This is a genomic window from Enterobacter sp. K510 (genome assembly GCF_055804875.1).
In genome coordinates, this window is the sequence record NZ_JBNRLQ010000017.1 from 1 (window position 1) to 19,333 (window position 19,333).

Sequence of the window (19,333 nt, forward strand, 5' to 3'; positions counted from 1 at the left end):
GGGCGTTGTTGCTAAAGTTCTGGGCTAATTGCCGCTGAACTTAACCTTTCGGGGTTAATGTGACATGAATGCCAGCCACTTATGTGGCTGGCATTTTTTTTGCCTGATAATTAATTTGATTATTACTTTGTCGTATATTATTCATTTGTTAAATATATTTCCTCTTTTATTATTAACGACACCAGCCTCTATATGAGGTAGTTCTTAATATTTAATATTTTTACCTTATGCTTGCAGTAATGGTTAATTGATCTCTTAAATAAACCCTGAAAAAATAAAGATGAAAGTGTGAGGATATTGTCTTCTTTATTACTTTCACCTGGAAAGTATTAATCATAATTTTTCTGTATATATTTAAGAGGGATTTTATTATGCATTTTAAAAAGCATACGCTGGCGCTATTAATGGCGCTGGCGTGTACCCCTTTTGGCGCATCCGCCGGGACCTTGGCCGCTAACGATCAAACGAATACTATTAGCGGGCTTGACGCCAGCCAGATGTTATCTAAGGACAATGGAAATACCTGGCTGGCGTACAGCACCGAGAATCAGAATAACTTCCCGGGTAATGTCGTGGTCATGGTGGCCGTAAAAGACGACAAGGTAATTAATTCTCAGACCTATGATCCATCCCAGTCTTACCCTACAGCAGGCACGGTGGTTCGTTACAATGGTTATTACTGGACCAGCCAGTGGTGGGTAAATCCAGGTGAAATGCCCGGCAGCAATAGCGTATGGCTGCAGGGTAAGGAAGTGAAAATCAATACTCTGGCGACCTTTACCTTCACGCCTTATACCGGCCAGGCAGCCGTGGATTTTCAGAATGAGCAAAAAGGGAAAGTGGCTGCACAACGAAAAGTCTATGGTTACTTCCCGGAGTGGGGCGTGTATGACGCGCATAAGAACTTTACCCCGGATAAAATTGATTATACTGGCATTACGCACCTGAATTATGGCTTTGCGGTGGTTAAGCAGGGCGTTGTAGTGACACATGACACCGAAAAAGGGCCTGGTTTGATGCGCGAGCTGGATCAGCGCACGGAGCTGGCGGGCGTAACCAATATTCTCTCCGTGGGTGGTTGGAACAACTCCGAAGAGGGCCAGTTTGAAGCTGCAACCGCCACTGATGCAGGTATCGAAAAGCTGGCTAACAGCATTGTCTCTTACATGATGACCTGGGGATTTGATGGCGTTGATATCGACTGGGAGTACCCGGATACCGACGCCGAGAAAACCCAGTTCACCAGGCTGATTAAGTCCCTGCGCACTAAACTGGACGCCGAGGGTGTAAAAGAAGATCGCTACTATCAGCTTTCTGCCGCGGTAACGGCAAACCACAATAAGATCCAGTATATCAATCCGGCTGAGACGGTACCGCTGCTTGATTCGGTTAACGTCATGTCTTATGACTTCCATGGCGCATTTGATCCGATCACTGGCCACAACTCACCGTTGTTCGCCAACAGCAAGGATGCCGATCTGGAATTCAACTCAGCATCGGCAATGACCGCCTACAGCACCACCTGGAAAGTGCCTAAATCTAAACTGATGATGGGACTGGCCTGGTATGGACGTGGTTGGGGCAACGTGGAACCCACCGAAATTGTGAAGGGGTTGCCAGGGTTGTTTGCGCCGGGCACGGCTACTATACATGGCCAGTGGGATGACAACGGACAGTACACTGGTACCAACCCATGGTATTACCTGAAAGGTCTGGTGAATAACGGTCAGTATACCCGTTATTGGGATCCTGAATCGCGAGTGCCTTATTTGTACAATAGTGCAACTAAAGAGTTTTTGACTTACGACGATCCGCAGTCAATCCGGGAAAAAGTTGATTACATCAATCAGGAAGGCTACGGCGGCGCTATTGTCTGGGATCTGAGCGGCGATACGCCGGAGCATGAACTGGGCAACATTGTGAAAGAGATCATCACGACGCCTGCGCGTGATCCGGATCTGAAAGGGTTGTTTGTCACCCTGTTTGATAATCAACAGCGTGTCGTTATCAACCTCGATGCGTCTAAGTTGTCTCCTGGTAATGCCTACCGTGTGGAAGTTGACGGGCAGTATCTCTTCTCCACGGAAGGGGCAACAGCTTACTACTCATATCGCTACAACTACGGTAAAGAGGTGTCTTTACGCACAGGTAATGCGGCTTATATCCTGCACCCCGGGGCCAAAATCACCGTTAAACGTACTCAGCCTAACCCAGCCGTCATCGGCGAGCTGATCGTTACCGAAGATATGCTGCAAGGAAATAATCCGGTTGTTAACGACGGCGACGTTAAATCCTTGAAAGTTATCCAGGAAAATAATATTCCCTACGTTCTTGTCGAGTTTGCAAAAGATAAGCTGAAGAGTGCCGACGGCTCATCTTATATTGCGAAAGTTATCGATGATGACAAGAAAAAAGGGAATTACATTTTCAGTTGCGACAATGGTTCCTGTTTTTACAGTTCCGTCAGTGATAAGGGCGACACTATGGTTGTGAAATCAGATGAGCGGGATATCTCCGTAGGCGAAACTGTGGTGGTTGAGCGTACCTCCCCGAATCCGGCGACCATTGCAAAAATTGTCGTTACTGCCGATATGCTGAAATAACAGCTTGTATAAAATGTTATGCCGCCTGCTTGCAGGCGGCTTTTTTACGTTGTGCCCTGTTCCATACCACCCTCTTTTCTGGCATTGAAATCATAACCATTCTCATTTACAATCTGGATAGATTTTGAACGGGAGTGCATATGTACATTTGTCTGTGTAATGGCGTGAGCGATAAAAAGATCCGTCAGGCGGTACGCCAGTTTAGTCCTCAGTCATTTCAGCAATTGAGGAAGTTCATACCGGTTGGCAATCAGTGCGGGAAGTGCGTACGTGCGGCGCGTGAAATCATGCAAGATGAGTTGATGCAACTCCCTGAGTTTAAAGAAATCGCCTGAATTTGTTCTTTTCTTAATCGTTTTCCTTTGCATCTACTACGCTTGTAAAGAGTGGAAGCGGAGGAACGATAAAATGAAAGGTGATGTTAAGATAATAAATTATCTCAATAAATTATTGGGAAATGAGCTTGTCGCAATCAACCAGTATTTTTTACATGCTCGCATGTTTAAAAACTGGGGTCTTAAACGTCTTAACGACGTCGAGTACCATGAATCCATTGATGAAATGAAACACGCCGATAAATATATTGAGCGTATTTTGTTTCTTGAAGGGATCCCCAATCTCCAGGATCTTGGCAAACTCAACATTGGTGAAGATGTTGAGGAGATACTGCGCTCTGACCTTGCCCTTGAACTTGATGGTGCGAAGGATCTGCGCGAAGCCATTGCCTGGGCGGACAGCGTTCATGACTATGTCAGCCGTGACATGATGATTGAAATTCTGGCCGATGAAGAAGGGCATATCGACTGGCTGGAAACGGAACTGGATCTCATCCAGAAAATGGGCATTCAGAATTACCTGCAGGCCCAGATCCGCGAAGAGTAAGCATTATCCACGGAGCGGCGACAGTTCGCCGCTCTGCTTCAGTATATTTCCCACCCCAACAACTGTGCGCTGAAAATAACCCATCCCGCCAGCCCCAGCCAGGGACCGAAGGCGATTTGTGGAACCTGCGTACCCCGCGTCAGGCGCAGCGCCATCCAGCAGACAATCCCCATCAGTGACGCGCCCAGCAGCACCGTCGGTAACGCCTGCCAGCCACTCCAGGCTCCCAGCGCCCCCAGCAATTTCGCATCCCCAAGTCCCAGCCCTTCTTTACCGGTTATCAGCCGGTATATCCACCACACCAGCCACAGCGAAAGGTAGCCTGCCACCGCGCCGAACAGCCCATCCGTTAAGGTGTTCTGCTGATACAGCGCATGATAAAGCATACCGAGCCAGATCAACGGCTGCGTCAGCCGGTCCGGCAGCAAGTACGTGCGGGCATCGATTTGCGCCAGCGCCAGTACAAACCAGAACAGCAGCATCACGGCAAAGGCATCGGCATGGTCCGGGAACAGCGCGGCAATCAGCGCGAAAGCGACGCCGCAGGTCAGTTCGGTCAGAGGATAGCGAGCGGAGATGGGCTGCCGGCAGTCCCGGCAGCGGCCATGCAGCAACAGCCAGCCGAGCAGCGGAATGTTATCCACGTACCTTATGCGGTGCTGACAATGCGGGCAGTGCGAGGGCGGCCAGGCGATATGCCAGTTTGCCGGGCAGTCGTTCTCCATCATCAGCGGCAGACGGTAAACCACCACATTCATAACGCTGCCGGTAAGTAACCCTACCAGCGCCAGCATTGCGACGTACGTTTCGTTAATCATGCGTGCCTGCCTGAGCGAATTCGAGTGTTGCAATGGTGATGCTGCCCGGCGCGCTGCCAGCGCTGAAGGCTAATCGTGATACCTGCAAACCCCGGTTTTGCATCTCATCCAGCCAGCTGAAAAACGCGCTGCTGCTGGCAGCGGAAAGCGCGACGGTAAAACGACCGGGCGTGGCTGGCGTCACCACCACGTTCAGGCCCGCCTGCGCCGCGCTGTGCTGTATCAGCGTCGGGACGTCACCGGTCAGCGGCTGGCTGCCCACCAGTCCGCTGCGCTGTGCGGCCTCGCTCACCCACTGGATCTCGCTTTTCAGCCGGGCGTTTTCCTGCTGTTGTTGCAGGATGGCTTTGTTCAGCGGCTGTAGTACGCCGTACCAGAACGCCAGCAGCAGGCTGAACAGCGCGAGCAGCATCAGGCTGCGTTTTTCGCCAGCGCTTCTTGATTGCCAGAAAGAATTCATTTGCGCTCCTTTAAGCTGATCTTCACACCGTCCGGTTGTTGCAGAACGGTATATTCACCGGCGGCCTGGGCCATAAATCCGCTGAGCTGTCCGGCATCGTTCGCGTGGAGGATCGCCTCAAAACGGTGAGTATCGAGATCGTAACTGACATGGCTTAGCGTCAGCCCCGGCCAGGGCTGTAACTTTTCCTGAAGCTGCGTCAGCAACGTCAGCACGTCCGAATGACGGTTTTTAACGGAGGAGGCGAAGAAAAATTTGAAGTTATTACTGCGATCCTCGCCGGGAAAATAGCGGCTCCACAGCGTCCGTCCTTCGGATACCAGCGCCTGTTTTTGCTGATGCAACTGCCAGAGCGTCAGCCCTTTCAGACCGAAAAAGAGCGCCATTGCCAGGCCTGTCATTACCGCTGCGCCATATTTCAGCGCGCGTGGCGCCTGTCTCACAGGCCGGGCCGGGCGAAACGCGCCCTGAATGAGGTTAACCGCAGGCAGGGTGTCAGCGTCGTACCAGTGTCCGGGCTCCTGAATATATTCAACCGCGGTGTGCTCCACCGGAAATGGGCTGGCGCTCACGACAGGCATCTCCGGGCAGGAGCTGAGCAAATAACCTAGCAGCGCCTCGTCCAGCACGCCCGTTTTCCAGGCGTCGTAACGGATCATCCACCGCGACGCCTCCCGATTCAGACTCCAGCCGTTCGCCACATGAGGCAGCCAGAAACCATCCGGCACCATATGGGTGAGCGTCACGCCCGCCACGGAGAACGCCGCCAGCATCTCCGCGAGGGCGCGCCGGGCGATCCCCGCCAGATGCAGCGTATTCTCTTCCCGGCAAAGTACCGTCCACAGCAGATCGTCGGCGTTGCCGGTTACGCTGTCTTCCACCAGCCAGCTCAGGGTTTGCGGCGTAATTTTGTAATTTGCAGCAGGAAGTTCGGCGCGGCGAAAACAGAGATATTCCGGCGACAGCAACAGGCAGACGGTATCGGCGGGCGGCAGATGTGCCAGCGCGCCCGGCTGAAGATAGTCCTCCAGTTCGTGAAGCGTCGGCGCGGGTGTTTCACCGGCAATGCACCACACCAGTTTTCCTGGTAAAGGGCGTAAGATAATTTTCTGCACGAGGTAAATCCTTTTAATGCCCGACCGCCGCGCGTCGGCGGGCGGTGATAAAGAGTTGCGACTTTTTCGTATCAAATTCCAGATCGCTGATCGTGCCGCTGCGGCTCTCCCCCTGATCCACGATGGTTTCCAGCCGGAAATACTGGCTGGTGGTGGCAGCGATATTTTTGAACGCCTCCAGTTCTTCCTTGCGTCCCGGAAAGGATTTTTCGATGGATGCTTTCAGCGCGGCAATGCTCGTCCAGCCCTGACGCTTCTGTTTATCAAACAGGGCGCGAATGTCGCTGACCTGCACGGCGTTATTCAGCATCGCCGCCAGCAGAGGCGCATCGTCACGTGTCAGAGTGCTGATGTTGATCTTCAGCTCATCGTTCGGCAGCGCACACGTAAAAGGGATGAGCTGCTGGTACAGCGCAGGCGTCATCCCTTTGATCTGCCGGAGTTCGCTCACCGAATACAGGCGGCGTCCGCCGATGGTATGGGGATCGCCACTGGTGCGGTAATAGTCGTTTTCCGCACCGGCACGGCGCGGCGTTTCATCGCTGTCGATATAATCAGCAATGGCGTCGATAAGCGCTTCGGCTGGTGCGCCGGTCACGCCAAGATTGGCGAGCAGGGCGGTAAAGACCTGTACGCTGGCGGGCACGTCCGCCATGATGTCAGTGGGCGCATTCACCAGCGCATTGATGTTAAAGCAGGCCTGGCGGTCAGTCAGTTGCCAGTTGATGGTCTCGCCGCTGGCAAGCGCCAGCCGCTGTGGCTGCGCCCACAGTTGATCGCGCGTCAGCAGTTTGGCGTTATCGCGCAGATCCTGCGCAAGCGTCAGCATCGCCTGATGCTCAGCCAGTCCGAGCAGCCAGTTCTGCTGCAACTGTTGCCGCGTATAACCGGTGCGCTTGATATTGATCTGATAGCGCAGCGTCATTTCACTGGCCAGCGCGGCCATGATCGCGAGGATCATCAACACCACCAGCAGCGCCACGCCTTTTTGCGATCTCATGGCGTGCCTCCGTTGCGGCGGTTTTCCGGCAGCAGAAGCAGGCGCGTGATCGTGCCTGACCCTTTGATATTGATTTCGGCTTCGATCGCCCTCGGGTATTCCCCGGGCGGAAGCGTGGTCACCACGGCATCCTTAAGGTAATAACGCAGGGTAAAGGCGATCACGTCCGTCAACATGGGCTGCGTGATGGACGGCTGCTCATCCTCCGGATAGCGCCAGATGGCGCGGTAAAGGGTGTGATTTTTAAGCGACCACTCGACGCGCTGCAGATCCGGCGCACAGCAGATATCCGGCATGTCATTGTTGCTGGCGGTGGTGAGCATCAGGCGGCTTTTTTCCCCCTCCGGCGACATCAGCGGCACGATCTGCCAGACATCTTTATCCAGCAGATTGACCGCGCGAACCAGGGTCGCAAAACGTTGCTGATGCTGTTTCGTCACCTCATTGCTGTTTACCGTTGCCCTCAGTAACTGGCCGGTGAGCAGGCTGAGCACCGCAAAGAGCGCAATCGCCAGCAGCACTTCCAGCAGCGTGAAGCCGGTCTGTGCTTTAGCGTGTCGGGGCATCGGCGGCTCCTTTCTCTGCGGGCACATAGCGGCGGAGCCGCATTTTCTGCCCGTTATCAATAGAAACTTCCGCCGTTAATAGCTGCATACCCGGCACGTCCGATGCCGACGCCGTTAGCGTCCATGTCCAGCTTCGTTGGCCCATCTGGCTTTTACCCTGCGCGGTGACGGCCAGCGGTGTGGCGGATAGCTGCTGCTTTTTCAGCACATTATCGGCAACCCAACTGGCGAACACCTGCTCTTCCATCTTGGAGGTGGCGGCGATTTGCCCGCTCAGGCTGTTGATCAGCGTCAGCGAGACGGAGGCGAAGATCACCATCGCCAGCAGCACTTCCAGCAGGGTCATGCCGGTCTGCTGGCGGCTCATGGTGTTGCTCCACTGCTGAATTGCAACGGCAGGCCGCCGGTGCTGGTCAGGGTGAAAAGTACCGCTCTGCTTTGCCGATCCTGGATTTGCAGCGTAAAGGGCGTGATTTCGCCGTCCGGACGGATAAGGATTTGCGGCGTCCCGGCGGCCTGTCTGGCCAGAGAGGCGGGCGAGAGCGTGACCCGCCAGCTGTCGTGCCAGTCGCCTTCGGTCGCCAGCCGGAAATAGTTTTCAGGGGGCTGCCAGCGGTTACGTACTGGCGTCACAATGCGCCAGCCCCGTTCACGGATCTCAATACCCGCGCTGCGGTCTTCCATGGTTGACCAGTCAGCGGTGTATTCCATCAGCGCCGCCAACTGCTCACCGGCGGTGATGGCTTTTTTGCGATCGTCGTCGCTCACCATCATCACCAGCGTGGCGCTTAACGCCAGCAGCGTCAGCACCAGTAATATTTCCAGCAGGGTAAATCCTTTTACCGCCTTCATGGTCAGGGCTTCGCGTTATCCATTTCCCAGTTCGTGATGTCATCCTGGGTACCGGCTTCACCGTCAACGCCCGCAGAGATAATGTCGTAATCCCCGTGTTCGCCAGGGCTGACCAGTAGATAATCATTCCCCCAGGGATCCTGCGGCAGGCGTTTGATATAGCCGGAGGTGTTGTAATTTTCCGGGATCGGCGAGCTGGTGGGCTTTTCAACCAGCGCTTTCAGCCCCTGAGCCGTTACCGGATAGCGATGGTTGTCGAGCTTGTACATATCCAGCGCGTTTTCCAGCGCCACAATGTCGCTGATGGCTTTCTGCTTGTCGGCGCGCTCTTTATTACCCATTAAGTTAGGCACCACCAGGCTTGCCAGCACGCCAAGAATAACGATTACCACCATCAGTTCGAGCAGGGTAAACCCCTGCTGCCGTTTCTGAGACTCTGTGTTCATATTGCTTTTCCTTAAGTCACTAATGAATTGAGTTGTAAGATTGGTTGCAACACCGAGACGATAATGAACAGTACAATCATCGCCATGGTGATAATCAGCCCCGGCTCAAACAGTGCCAGCGCCAGCGCGATGCGGTTTTGCAATAAGGTTTCCTGCTGTTCGGCGGCGCGGGCCATCAGCTCGCTGAGCTGGCCACTCTTCTCGCCGGAGGCGATCATATAGAGCATCATCGGCGGAAAGAGATCGCATTTATCCAGCGCCAGGTGAAAACCCGATCCCTGACGCACACGGTCGGCGGCGTCGCGCAGTCGGGCCTGGATCTCACGATTGTTAATGCCCTCTGCCGCCAGACTCATACCTTCCAGCAGCGGCACGCCGCTGGTATGTAAAATGCTTAAGGTATGCAGATAACGGGCGCAGTGCACGGCGCGCAGTAGCCCCCGGCTGAGCCGGAAAGCCAGCAGCCAGCGGTCGAACTGATGACGTTTGCCGGGTCTGGTAAGCCAGTGGCGGAACAGCAGCAGCGCGACCACCAGCGCCGCCAGCAAAAAAGGACCAAAATCGCGAAGCGCATCGCTGATCGTAAGGAGTGCGCGCGTGGACAGCGGTAACTGCTGTTTCATATGCAGAAACTGCTCCACGACTTTAGGTACCACCGTGGTCAGCAAAATGGTCACCACGATCACCGCGACGCTGGTCAGCATGGTGGGATACACCAGCGCCTGGATGAGCTTACTGCGCATTTTTTGCCGCAGCTCGTTATAGTCCGCGAGTTTTTCCAGCACCGTGCCGAGCTGGCCGCTTTTTTCGCCGGCTTTGACCAGCGTGCGGTAAATGGTGTCGAAAATACGCGGCCAGGCGGCCAGCGCATCGGAAAGCGTGTGCCCGGCGAGAATATGCTCGCGCAGATCGGTCAGGATATGGTTGAGCTTGCTGTTCTGGTTCTGACGGCCAATAACGGCCAGCGCTTCCTCCAGCGGCAGGGAGGCGCTGGCGAGGGTGGCCAGCTGGCGGGTAAAAAGCGCCAGTTCGTTGCCGCTCAGCCGCAGCCGCGCGGTTTTTGTCGGGGGGGTAAACCATGACACCGACTTTTTTTCCCGCAGCGTCAACGGGTAAAGCCCCTGAGCGCGCAGCGTGTCACGGGCCTCTTTACTGCTGGCCGCGCTTAAAGTTCCATGGCGGGTCACGCCGCTGGCATCCATTGCCTGCCACTGAAATTTCATTGCAGTTCTTCCTGCGCTGAGGTGACGCGCATGACTTCTTCAATGGTCGTTTCACCGGCAAGGGCGCGCAGCAGACCGTTTTCCCGCAGGCTGCGGCTTTGCTGGCGCAGGCACTGCTCCAGCGCATGTTCGTCGGCATCACGATGAATAATGCTGCGCATATGCTTATCCACTACCATGATCTCGTGGATCGCCAGTCGCCCCTGGTAACCTGAACCCCGACAGTCGCTACAGCCCACCGCCTGCCAGCAATGGGTGGCATCCGGGGCGAGGGTACGCAACAGGGCTTTTAGCTCCCCGGGCAGGGCGGTTTGCGTGCGACAGGAAGGGCACAACCGGCGCACCAGACGCTGGGCAATCACGCCGGAGAGGGAGGACGACAGTAGAAACGGCTCCACGCCCATATCGCGCAGGCGCGTGATCGCCCCGCAGGCGCTGTTAGTGTGCAGCGTCGATAAGACCAGGTGGCCGGTCAGGGAGGCCTGCACCGCAATCTGCGCAGTTTCCGTATCGCGGATCTCACCCACCATCACCACGTCCGGATCCTGACGCAGAATGGCGCGTAAGCCGCGGGCAAAAGACATGTCCACGCGGCTGTTCACCTGCGTCTGGCCGATGCCTTCCAGCTCGTATTCAATAGGATCTTCCACGGTCAGGATATTGCGCTGGGGGGAGTTCAGCTCAGAAAGCACCGCGTACAGCGTGGTGCTTTTACCCGAACCGGTCGGGCCGGTCACCAGGATGATGCCGTGCGGCTGCCGCACCAGAAAATGCAGACGCTGCGCATCGCCGGCGGTCAGCCCCATCGTGTCCAGCGACAGCCGTAAATTGTTTTTATCCAGCAGGCGCAGCACGGCGCGCTCGCCGTACTGCGAGGGCAGCGTCGAGACACGCACATCGATATTTTTACGCCCGAGGCGCAGGGAGATGCGGCCGTCCTGCGGCAGGCGTTTTTCCGCAATATCCAGACGCGCCATCACTTTAATACGTGAAATCAGCAGCGGCGCGAGTTTTTTGCCCGGCTGCAACACCGGCTTCAGGATGCCGTCAACGCGAAAGCGCACCACCAGCGATTTCTCGAAGGTTTCGATATGAATATCCGATGCGCCTTCTTTTACCGCCTCGTGAAGAATGGCGTTGATCAGGCGGATCACCGGCGCGTCATTTTCATCGCTAAGCAAGTCCGCATTATCCGGCAGCTCTTCGCTCAGCGTCGCCAGATCGACATCCTGATCGAGATCTTCGGCAATCTGCCGCGAGTCCCCGGTGCCGTTGCGGAACAGCGGCTCCAGATAGTCCTCAAACTGTGCAGGCTCCAGACGCGTGAATCGGACACGGTCGGGCAGGGCGTAGCGGGCTTCCAGTAAGATTTCCAGCGGCGTATCGGTACGGCAGATCAGTTCATCGCCGGTCACTGCCACGCCCTGTTTTTGCACCTGCGCATAGCTCACCGGCAGCGGTTGTCCTGGCGGGATGCGTTTCCATAAATCAGCCATGTTGCGAACCCCCTATTCCCTGAAAGGATTGCGTGCTGACGGGCCGGGCGCGGGCGCCAGATCCTCATCCATCTCTTTCAGCATCGGGCGCTCGTCATCATCGACTTTGATCAACGCGCTGGTGGACTTATCGATACGCTGCTTTTGCATATCGCGGTAGCGGGTGTATTTGTCTTTCGACAGCGAACGGTACACCTCATCATCGCGAATAATGGTCGGGCGGATAAAGACCATCAGATTGCGTTTGGCGCTGTCGGTGGAGGTATAGCGGAACAGCTGGCCTATAAGCGGAATGTCCCCCAGCAGCGGCACCTTGGAGACCTGCTCTTTGGCGGACTCATCCAGCAGCCCACCCAGCACCACGGTTTCACCGCTTTTCACCAGCACGGCGTTTTGTATGGTGCGGGTATTGAACGTGGGGCCGAGGGAGCTGGCGTTACCGGATGAGCTGTCAACGCTGGACACCTCCTGCTCGATCTCCATCAGGACGGCGTCGCCTTCGTTGACCTGCGGTGTCACTTTCAGTTTAGTACCGACAGTTTTACGCTCAACGGTGTTAAAGACGTTGTCGCCGGAGGTGGTTTGCGAGCCGGAAAGAACAGGGACATCCTGGCCTACGTTAAAGGACGCTTCTTTGTTATCGAGGGTGACGATACTGGGAGTGGCGAGAATATCGTTCTTGTTATCAGACGCCAGCGCGGTGAGCAGCACGCTCCAGTCGCCCTCGAAAAAGCCCGTCGCCAGCCCGTTAAAACTGCTCAGCGCGCTGGAGATAGCGTTATCGCTGCTCATGGAACCGCTTTTTTCAAACTGGCGCGCTCCCTGGGAGGCGTCAAAGATCGGCAGCCCGGTCTGGGTAAACTGCTGACCGCCCACATTGCTGTTCGCCCACTGCACGCCCAGGTTCAGCCCTTTGCCATCCTGTACTTCAACGATGATGGCCTCAACCAGCACCTGCGCGCGGCGAATGTCCAGCCGCGCAATCACCTTTTCCAGCTCCTGGAGAGTGCTTTGATCGGCGGTGATAACGATTGAGTTGGTCTGTTCATCGGCGGTAATGGAGACATCGCTGGAACCCGATGACACGCTCTGCGGCGAGGACTGTTTGTCTTCAGACAGCTTCGCCGAGACGCCGGTCAGCACTTCGACAATTTTGCTGGCTTTTGCATACTGCAGATAGAAAACGCGGGTGTTGCCGAGGTTGGTCTGCTCAATATCCAGCTTGTAGACCAGGGATTTCAGGCGCTGGCGCACGTTGTCGGGCCCGCTGATGAGCAGGGCGTTGGTACGTTTGTCGGCGACGACTTTCGGCAACAAGATCTGCGTCGGGTTTTCTTTTGATTCTTCGCGTAGCAGGTTATTGATCACTTCCGCGAGATCGACCGCCGAGGCGTAACGCAGCTTCACCAGTTCCCGCTCCTGTGTGCCAATCACATCCACCCGCTTCACCACTTCAAGAATGCGGTTAACCATAGTGGCTTTGCCGGTCACCAGCAGCACGTTCGAGGGATCGTAATGCACCACGTTACCGATGCCGCCGCCCTCCATCATCTGGCGTAATAGCGGCGCAAGATCGCGCGCAGGCACGTTTTTCAACGATACCACGCGGGTGATAAACTCATCGCCCACTGCTGGCTGCGAGGACTCCTGCAGTACGCCGGGCGCGGTTTTAAGCGCAGCGGAACGCACCACCTTCAGCAAGCCGTTATCCAGCGTAACCACGGTATAACCGTAGATATCCAGTACGCTGAGGAAGAACTGGTAATACTCCGCCTCATTGAAGTTATCAAAGCTGCGGACCGAGATACTTCCCTGGACGGAGGGATCGACCAGAATGGTTTTGCCGATTTGCTTACTGACTGAAGAGATAAAATCCCTGATGTCGGCATTTTTGAAGTTTGCAGAGTACTGCGCCGCCACCGATGAAGGGGCACTGCAACAAAGTTGTAAGGCCAGCATCCATGCGGCGGTTCGTGTCATTCCCTTGAGCAATTTAGTTATCCTTATTATTGTCATCCGCGTCCGTTGACACGTTGACCAGTTCTTCCTGTCCATCGCGCAGCACGGTGAATTGCGCGCTGCGTAATGAGGCCAGCGCCTGAATGGCCGCTTCTGCGGAATCTTTGCGCGTCAGGCTGTAGCTGTTCATCTTAATCGCCAGATCCCCGGGCTTGAGTCCCGCCGTAAGGGATCCGGCGGCGTCGGTACGCATATTCAACCTGATGCCCTGTAAAGCGTCCTGCTGATAAACCAGATTGGTAATCAGGAGATCGCCGAGATAAACCGTGCCAGTTTCCGAAGCCGCTGACGATAACGATGTCGATAATGATAATTCGGGTGAATCATTTAAAATAAAATTTTGTGGCTCACCGTTGTTATTAATGGTTACGCTGTTGCTGTCGATCGAGGAAATAAAGACGCCGGGAAGATCTTCTATATAATCACCAAAATTATATATTTCTGTTTTGTTATTCACCGTAATAATGGCCTGGGAACGATCTTTTAAGTTGCTGGCGATGACACCATTAACAATGAGATTGAGCGGCGTGCTTTGGTGTTGTCTGGGGTTATCACTATTTTTCGGCAAGGCCTCGGTATTCTGCGGCATGTTCATTGGCAGGCTGAATGCGGCCATGCGCCGCGAAACGCCTGCGGGCTCATCTTGCGGAGTAAATTTACGGGACAATTGCGCGTAATCATACACGGAATAAATAATAAGTATCGCGGATAAGCAAACCAGCAGTCCGCATAATACGGTCTGTCTTTGTTGTTTAATAGCGTCAGCCAGCTGCTGAATTCTTGTATCCATGAGTCTGCGTACTTATCCTGAAGAAGCTGAATATGGTATAGTCTTTAAATATCGTATTCAACCTCATCATATTTAATGATGATTGTAGTGAAATAACTGTACGATTCTTCTTATATTCTGTGGTGATAATATTAACGGCTCTGATGGATGACCTTTTATAAATGAGCAGTACAGAACGTCTATCGACGTTATATCCTTTTTCAGGATATGAATTAATTAAAACCTTTATTGTTCAGGAGCTGCGGTCTGGCAGTGTGGGCCTGTTGTATGGTGCGCCCGGATGTGGAAAATCGACGCTGGCGCACCAACTCGCGGCGGGTTACACCGGACACGCCTGCGTCTGGCGGGCTGGTGGCGAAGCGTACCGTTGCCGGATGATGCCCGCCGCGCCCGTTAATGCAGAGCCTGTTGCGATAACGCAGTTCTGGCAGCACGCGATGTCAGCGGTGCCGGAGGCCGAACAACCTGTACTGTTCATTATTGATAATGCGGATGTGCTGACCCGTCACCTGCCGGTGCTGATACATGATTTCCGTCAGCTGGCAGCGTCCCGACAGGCTGGCGTCAGCCTGCTGTTGGTAGGCAGCAAGGCGTTAATGCGCCATAGGAAAATCAAATCGCAAATCGATTTTCCGATCGGCATGCCTCTGCCCGACAGTGACGAAACCCATGCTTTTATGCTTCACCAGATGAATAAGGGAGAAGCGGTAAGTCTGCGCCGGGCATTTACCGATCGGGCGGCAAACGCGGCGCGGGGCAACCTTGCACTGCTCAGCCGTATAGCCAGATCGGCGTATCAGCTGGCGCTTGCAGGCCAGATGACCACGCTGACAGCGCGACAGGAAGGGCAATTACTGAATCTGCTGGCGCCGCAACGCAGCGCGGCACGCTGTGGCAGCCTGCTGGCGCTATACGCCGGGCTGGCATTCACCGTTGGCTGGCTGAGTGTCGATACGCTAAAACCGGCGCTTCCTGTTCCGGGCTGGATGATGATCCCCACAGAAGAAAAAGAGCCGGTCGTTGATATCACCGATAGCGGAACCCACATGCGCGACGGCATGCAACAACTGTTCAGCACCTGGGGCTATGACGTCCTCCCTGAAGAGGCCTGGTGTGATCAGGCCGGACGCGCAGAACTTGCCTGCGAAAGTGGCAAAGCGAGCCTGAACGATCTGGCCGGGCGTGGGCTGCCGTGGATGGCGCAGTTACGCATAAATAAAGGATTACATGCGGTGGTGATGCGCATGTCGGACACTGAACTTGATCTGCTGATTGCCGGTAAGACGTGGACCGTGCGGCGCGACTGGTTTGCAGCGCACTGGGACGGGAACTATGTGCTGATGGAGAAGCAGACGCCGGACGGAAAAATGACCGTTTCCGATAAAAGCTCGCCGGAAAGTATCGTCTGGCTGGATGCGTTACTCAGCCGGGCGCTCAACGTGCCGGTCGACAAGCAAGGTGAATGGACGCCGGCGCTCACCGAGAAAGTGAAGCTCTTCCAGCAACGGGAAAATCTCAGGCAGGATGGCAAACCGGGAAAACGCACGCTGATCCGTTTACAGCAAGCGCTGGGCGAGGCGCCGCAACTTATTAATGAAAGTACGTCAGATACAGTAGCAATAAAGGAAAGCGCAAAATGATGCGGATCTTCAGGGCTTACCAGGCGCAAAATGGGGACAAAGGCGCCGTCACGCTGAAAGCAACACCCGACGAGCGCAGGCGCCATGGTCTGCGGGCAGGGGGCTGGACACTATGGATCATGCTGATGCTGGCGTGCGGCTATTACGGGCACGTCATCGGGCAGCAGTTCTTCCCTGAGATCTCTGACCGCGCTGCATATGAACCAGCCCGTAACTACTGGCTTTCCGATGTGCATTATGTGTTTAAAAAGAAACCGTTGCCTGCCCGCATTGAGATTGAAACCGATGAAGCAGAAGAAGAGGGGATAATGGCCGATGAACTGCTGTCCAGCGATGAGGATGCGGCTTTGGACGACGAGCGCGAGGACACCGCAAGCGACCATGACGCATTGCGGCTGCGCGTCCGGCAAGCGCTGAAAGAGGTGCAGGGTGAAGAACAGTGACGGGGCCGCGAATATCGTGCAATTTTGAAGCGTAAGACCTTGCATCCAGGCCATGTATAAGTATAATACGCCGGCTTGTCGTAATTGACGGCTGGTTCAATATGAACCCTGGCAGCGCTTTTGGCTACCAAACAATGTTCCCAATCGGGGAACTCTGTAAGAACGGTTACACTCTCCCATCAATCGTAATGGGTATGAGGAGTAGCTATTTGTCTATAAAATAATTGGAGCTCTGGTCTCATGCAGAACCAAAGAATCCGTATCCGTCTTAAAGCGTTTGATCATCGTCTGATCGATCAATCAACCGCGGAAATCGTCGAGACTGCCAAGCGCACTGGTGCGCAGGTCCGTGGTCCGATCCCGCTGCCGACCCGCAAAGAGCGCTTTACCGTTCTGATCTCTCCGCACGTTAACAAAGATGCGCGCGATCAGTACGAAATTCGCACTCACAAGCGTCTGGTTGACATCGTTGAGCCAACCGAGAAAACCGTTGATGCTCTGATGCGTCTGGACCTGGCTGCCGGTGTAGACGTGCAGATCAGCCTGGGTTAATCAGGTCATCGAGCGATTGAGAGGTTGATACAATGATTGGTTTAGTCGGTAAAAAAGTGGGTATGACCCGCATCTTCACTGAAGATGGCGTCTCTATCCCAGTAACCGTAATCGAAGTAGAAGCAAACCGCGTGACTCAGGTTAAAGACCTGGCTAATGACGGCTACCGTGCTGTTCAGGTAACCACCGGTGCTAAAAAAGCTAACCGCGTCACCAAGCCTGAAGCGGGTCACTTCGCTAAAGCTGGCGTAGAAGCTGGCCGTGGTCTGTGGGAATTCCGTCTTGCTGACGGTGAAGAATTCTCCGTAGGCCAGGACATTAGCGTTGAGCTGTTTGCTGAAGTTAAAAAAGTTGACGTAACCGGTACCTCTAAAGGTAAAGGTTTTGCTGGTACCGTTAAGCGCTGGAACTTCCGTACCCAGGACGCTACCCACGGTAACTCCTTGTCTCACCGCGTTCCGGGTTCTATCGGTCAGAACCAGACTCCGGGCAAAGTGTTCAAAGGCAAGAAAATGGCAGGTCAGCTGGGTAACGAACGTGTAACTGTTCAGAGCCTGGACGTAGTACGCGTTGACGCTGAGCGCAACCTGCTGCTGGTTAAAGGTGCTGTCCCGGGTGCAACCGGTAGCGACCTGATCGTTAAACCAGCTGTGAAGGCGTGAGGAGATAGCAATGGAATTAGTATTGAAAGACGCGCAGAGCGCGCTGACTGTTTCCGAAACTACCTTCGGTCGTGATTTCAACGAAGCGCTGGTACACCAGGTTGTAGTTGCTTACGCAGCTGGGGCTCGTCAGGGTACTCGTGCTCAGAAGACCCGTGCTGAAGTAACTGGTTCTGGTAAAAAACCGTGGCGTCAGAAAGGTACTGGCCGTGCGCGTTCTGGTTCTGTTAAGAGCCCGATCTGGCGTTCCGGTGGCGTAACCTTCGCTGCGCGTCCGCAGGACCACAGTCAAAAAGTTAACAAAAAGATGTACCGCGGCGCGCTGAAAAGCATTCTGTCCGAACTGGTACGTCAGGATCGTCTGATCGTTGTCGAGCAGTTCTCTGTAGAAGCGCCTAAAACTAAGCTGCTGGCTCAGAAACTGAAAGACATGGCTCTGGAAGATGTGCTGATCATCACCGGTGAGCTGGACGAGAACCTGTTCCTGGCCGCACGTAACCTGCACAAGGTTGACGTACGTGACGCAGCAGGTATCGACCCGGTTAGCCTGATCGCCTTCGACAAAGTCGTAATGACTGCTGATGCTGTTAAGCAAGTTGAGGAGATGCTGGCATGATTCGTGAAGAACGTCTGCTGAAGGTGCTTCGTGCGCCGCACGTTTCTGAAAAAGCGTCTACTGCGATGGAAAAAACCAATACCATCGTTCTCAAAGTTGCTAAAGACGCGACCAAAGCAGAAATCAAAGCTGCTGTGCAGAAACTGTTTGAAGTCGAAGTCGAAGTCGTTAACACCCTGGTAGTTAAAGGGAAAGTTAAACGTCACGGACAGCGTATCGGTCGTCGTAGCGACTGGAAAAAAGCTTACGTCACCCTGAAAGAAGGCCAGAACCTGGACTTCGTTGGCGGCGCTGAGTAAGTCGGAGGAGTAATACAATGGCAGTTGTTAAGTGTAAACCGACATCTCCGGGTCGTCGCCACGTTGTTAAAGTGGTTAACCCTGAGCTGCATAAGGGCAAACCTTTTGCTCCGCTGGTTGAAAAAAACAGCAAATCCGGTGGTCGTAACAACAATGGTCGCATCACCACTCGCCACATCGGTGGCGGCCATAAGCAGGCTTATCGTATTGTTGACTTCAAACGCAACAAAGACGGTATCCCGGCTGTTGTTGAACGTCTTGAGTACGATCCGAACCGCTCCGCGAACATCGCGCTGGTTCTGTACAAAGACGGCGAACGCCGTTACATCCTGGCCCCTAAAGGCCTGAAAGCTGGCGACCAGATTCAGTCTGGCGTTGATGCTGCTATCAAAGCGGGTAACACCCTGCCGATGCGCAATATCCCGGTTGGTTCTACCGTTCATAACGTAGAAATGAAACCAGGTAAAGGCGGTCAGCTGGCGCGTTCTGCTGGTACCTATGTTCAGATCGTTGCTCGTGATGGTGCTTATGTCACCCTGCGTCTGCGTTCTGGCGAAATGCGCAAAGTTGAAGCTGACTGCCGCGCAACTCTGGGCGAAGTTGGCAATGCTGAGCATATGCTGCGCGTTCTGGGTAAAGCAGGTGCTGCACGCTGGCGTGGTGTTCGTCCTACCGTTCGCGGTACGGCGATGAACCCGGTAGATCACCCACATGGTGGTGGTGAAGGTCGTAACTTTGGTAAGCACCCGGTAACTCCGTGGGGCGTTCAGACCAAAGGTAAGAAGACCCGCAGCAACAAGCGTACTGATAAATTTATCGTACGTCGCCGTAGCAAATAATATTAGAGGATA

Annotated in this window: 22 protein-coding genes; 10 read left to right on the forward strand and 12 right to left on the reverse strand. The window is 54.5% G+C overall.

Features of this window, described 5'->3' with window-relative positions; all coding sequences use genetic code 11:
• The first annotated feature begins 371 nt into the window (after positions 1 to 371).
• The 3 genes from ACQUTD_RS21045 (at position 372) to bfr (ending at position 3,485) form a co-directional block, all read left to right on the forward strand.
• Positions 372 to 2,603 (forward strand): glycosyl hydrolase family 18 protein, encoded by a 2,232-nt coding sequence (locus tag ACQUTD_RS21045; protein ID WP_473277413.1) that lies wholly within the window; start codon positions 372 to 374, stop codon positions 2,601 to 2,603.
• A 140-nt stretch (positions 2,604 to 2,743) separates the two neighbouring features.
• The gene (gene bfd, locus ACQUTD_RS21050; RefSeq protein WP_088222435.1) at positions 2,744 to 2,938 is read left to right on the forward strand and encodes a bacterioferritin-associated ferredoxin; all 195 of its coding nucleotides are present in this window, start codon (positions 2,744 to 2,746) and stop codon (positions 2,936 to 2,938) included.
• 73 nt (positions 2,939 to 3,011) lie between these two features.
• Positions 3,012 to 3,485 carry a bacterioferritin gene (gene bfr / locus ACQUTD_RS21055; RefSeq protein ID WP_318364834.1) on the forward strand — a complete coding sequence of 158 codons (474 nt, stop codon included), beginning with the start codon at positions 3,012 to 3,014 and terminating at the stop codon, positions 3,483 to 3,485.
• Positions 3,486 to 3,523: 38 nt separating this feature from the next.
• On the opposite strand, the gene ACQUTD_RS21060 is transcribed toward bfr, so the two are convergent.
• From ACQUTD_RS21060 to ACQUTD_RS21115, 12 genes are read right to left on the reverse strand one after another with little or no spacing between them, the layout of a single operon-like run.
• A complete protein-coding gene (locus ACQUTD_RS21060; protein WP_072571587.1) occupies positions 3,524 to 4,303 on the reverse strand; it encodes a prepilin peptidase in 780 nt (259 codons plus the stop codon).
• Complete coding sequence (gspM, locus tag ACQUTD_RS21065; RefSeq protein WP_473277414.1) at positions 4,296 to 4,763, reverse strand: type II secretion system protein GspM; 468 nt, start codon at positions 4,761 to 4,763, stop codon at positions 4,296 to 4,298. The genes ACQUTD_RS21060 and gspM overlap by 8 nt, the downstream gene beginning before the upstream one ends.
• Positions 4,760 to 5,878, reverse strand: coding sequence for a type II secretion system protein GspL (gspL, locus tag ACQUTD_RS21070; protein ID WP_473277415.1), 1,119 nt, complete (start codon positions 5,876 to 5,878; stop codon positions 4,760 to 4,762). The genes gspM and gspL overlap by 4 nt, the downstream gene beginning before the upstream one ends.
• A 13-nt stretch (positions 5,879 to 5,891) precedes the next feature.
• Complete coding sequence (gene gspK / locus ACQUTD_RS21075; protein WP_473277416.1) at positions 5,892 to 6,878, reverse strand: type II secretion system minor pseudopilin GspK; 987 nt, start codon at positions 6,876 to 6,878, stop codon at positions 5,892 to 5,894.
• Positions 6,875 to 7,444, reverse strand: a complete 570-nt coding sequence (locus ACQUTD_RS21080) for a type II secretion system protein GspJ (RefSeq protein WP_473277417.1) — start codon at positions 7,442 to 7,444, stop codon at positions 6,875 to 6,877. The genes gspK and ACQUTD_RS21080 overlap by 4 nt, the downstream gene beginning before the upstream one ends.
• Positions 7,428 to 7,811: a type II secretion system minor pseudopilin GspI gene (gene gspI / locus ACQUTD_RS21085; protein WP_318364828.1), complete on the reverse strand. Its 384-nt coding sequence runs from the start codon at positions 7,809 to 7,811 to the stop codon at positions 7,428 to 7,430. Before gspI ends, ACQUTD_RS21080 begins: the two co-directional genes overlap by 17 nt.
• Positions 7,808 to 8,296 carry a type II secretion system minor pseudopilin GspH gene (gene gspH / locus ACQUTD_RS21090; protein WP_473277418.1) on the reverse strand — a complete coding sequence of 163 codons (489 nt, stop codon included), beginning with the start codon at positions 8,294 to 8,296 and terminating at the stop codon, positions 7,808 to 7,810. Before gspH ends, gspI begins: the two co-directional genes overlap by 4 nt.
• A 2-nt stretch (positions 8,297 to 8,298) precedes the next feature.
• Positions 8,299 to 8,742 (reverse strand): type II secretion system major pseudopilin GspG, encoded by a 444-nt coding sequence (gene gspG / locus ACQUTD_RS21095; protein WP_321988156.1) that lies wholly within the window; start codon positions 8,740 to 8,742, stop codon positions 8,299 to 8,301.
• 11 nt (positions 8,743 to 8,753) lie between these two features.
• Positions 8,754 to 9,965, reverse strand: coding sequence for a type II secretion system inner membrane protein GspF (gene gspF, locus ACQUTD_RS21100; protein WP_473277419.1), 1,212 nt, complete (start codon positions 9,963 to 9,965; stop codon positions 8,754 to 8,756).
• Complete coding sequence (gspE, locus tag ACQUTD_RS21105; protein WP_473277420.1) at positions 9,962 to 11,461, reverse strand: type II secretion system ATPase GspE; 1,500 nt, start codon at positions 11,459 to 11,461, stop codon at positions 9,962 to 9,964. Before gspE ends, gspF begins: the two co-directional genes overlap by 4 nt.
• A gap of 12 nt (positions 11,462 to 11,473) precedes the next feature.
• Positions 11,474 to 13,477 carry a type II secretion system secretin GspD gene (gspD, locus tag ACQUTD_RS21110; protein WP_473277421.1) on the reverse strand — a complete coding sequence of 668 codons (2,004 nt, stop codon included), beginning with the start codon at positions 13,475 to 13,477 and terminating at the stop codon, positions 11,474 to 11,476.
• Positions 13,455 to 14,270, reverse strand: coding sequence for a type II secretion system protein N (locus tag ACQUTD_RS21115; RefSeq protein WP_473277422.1), 816 nt, complete (start codon positions 14,268 to 14,270; stop codon positions 13,455 to 13,457). Before ACQUTD_RS21115 ends, gspD begins: the two co-directional genes overlap by 23 nt.
• Positions 14,271 to 14,431: 161 nt before the next feature.
• Here ACQUTD_RS21115 and ACQUTD_RS21120 point away from each other — a divergent pair, with 161 nt between their 5' ends.
• The 7 genes from ACQUTD_RS21120 to rplB all read left to right on the forward strand — a co-directional run bounded on the left by ACQUTD_RS21120 (position 14,432) and on the right by rplB (position 19,321).
• Complete coding sequence (locus ACQUTD_RS21120; RefSeq protein ID WP_473277423.1) at positions 14,432 to 15,910, forward strand: peptidoglycan-binding protein; 1,479 nt, start codon at positions 14,432 to 14,434, stop codon at positions 15,908 to 15,910.
• Positions 15,907 to 16,353 carry a hypothetical protein gene (locus ACQUTD_RS21125; RefSeq protein ID WP_321988151.1) on the forward strand — a complete coding sequence of 149 codons (447 nt, stop codon included), beginning with the start codon at positions 15,907 to 15,909 and terminating at the stop codon, positions 16,351 to 16,353. Before ACQUTD_RS21120 ends, ACQUTD_RS21125 begins: the two co-directional genes overlap by 4 nt.
• Positions 16,354 to 16,593: 240 nt before the next feature.
• Positions 16,594 to 16,905, forward strand: a complete 312-nt coding sequence (rpsJ, locus tag ACQUTD_RS21130) for a 30S ribosomal protein S10 (RefSeq protein ID WP_001181005.1) — start codon at positions 16,594 to 16,596, stop codon at positions 16,903 to 16,905.
• 32 nt (positions 16,906 to 16,937) lie between these two features.
• A complete protein-coding gene (gene rplC, locus ACQUTD_RS21135; RefSeq protein ID WP_072571574.1) occupies positions 16,938 to 17,567 on the forward strand; it encodes a 50S ribosomal protein L3 in 630 nt (209 codons plus the stop codon).
• A gap of 10 nt (positions 17,568 to 17,577) precedes the next feature.
• On the forward strand, positions 17,578 to 18,183 hold the full coding sequence (gene rplD / locus ACQUTD_RS21140) for a 50S ribosomal protein L4 (RefSeq protein ID WP_072571573.1): 606 nt from the start codon (positions 17,578 to 17,580) through the stop codon (positions 18,181 to 18,183).
• Entirely contained in the window at positions 18,180 to 18,482 is a 303-nt protein-coding gene (gene rplW / locus ACQUTD_RS21145) for a 50S ribosomal protein L23 (protein WP_000617546.1), read from the forward strand. Before rplD ends, rplW begins: the two co-directional genes overlap by 4 nt.
• A 17-nt stretch (positions 18,483 to 18,499) precedes the next feature.
• Complete coding sequence (gene rplB / locus ACQUTD_RS21150) at positions 18,500 to 19,321, forward strand: 50S ribosomal protein L2 (RefSeq protein WP_000301869.1); 822 nt, start codon at positions 18,500 to 18,502, stop codon at positions 19,319 to 19,321.
• Positions 19,322 to 19,333 lie beyond the last annotated feature (12 nt).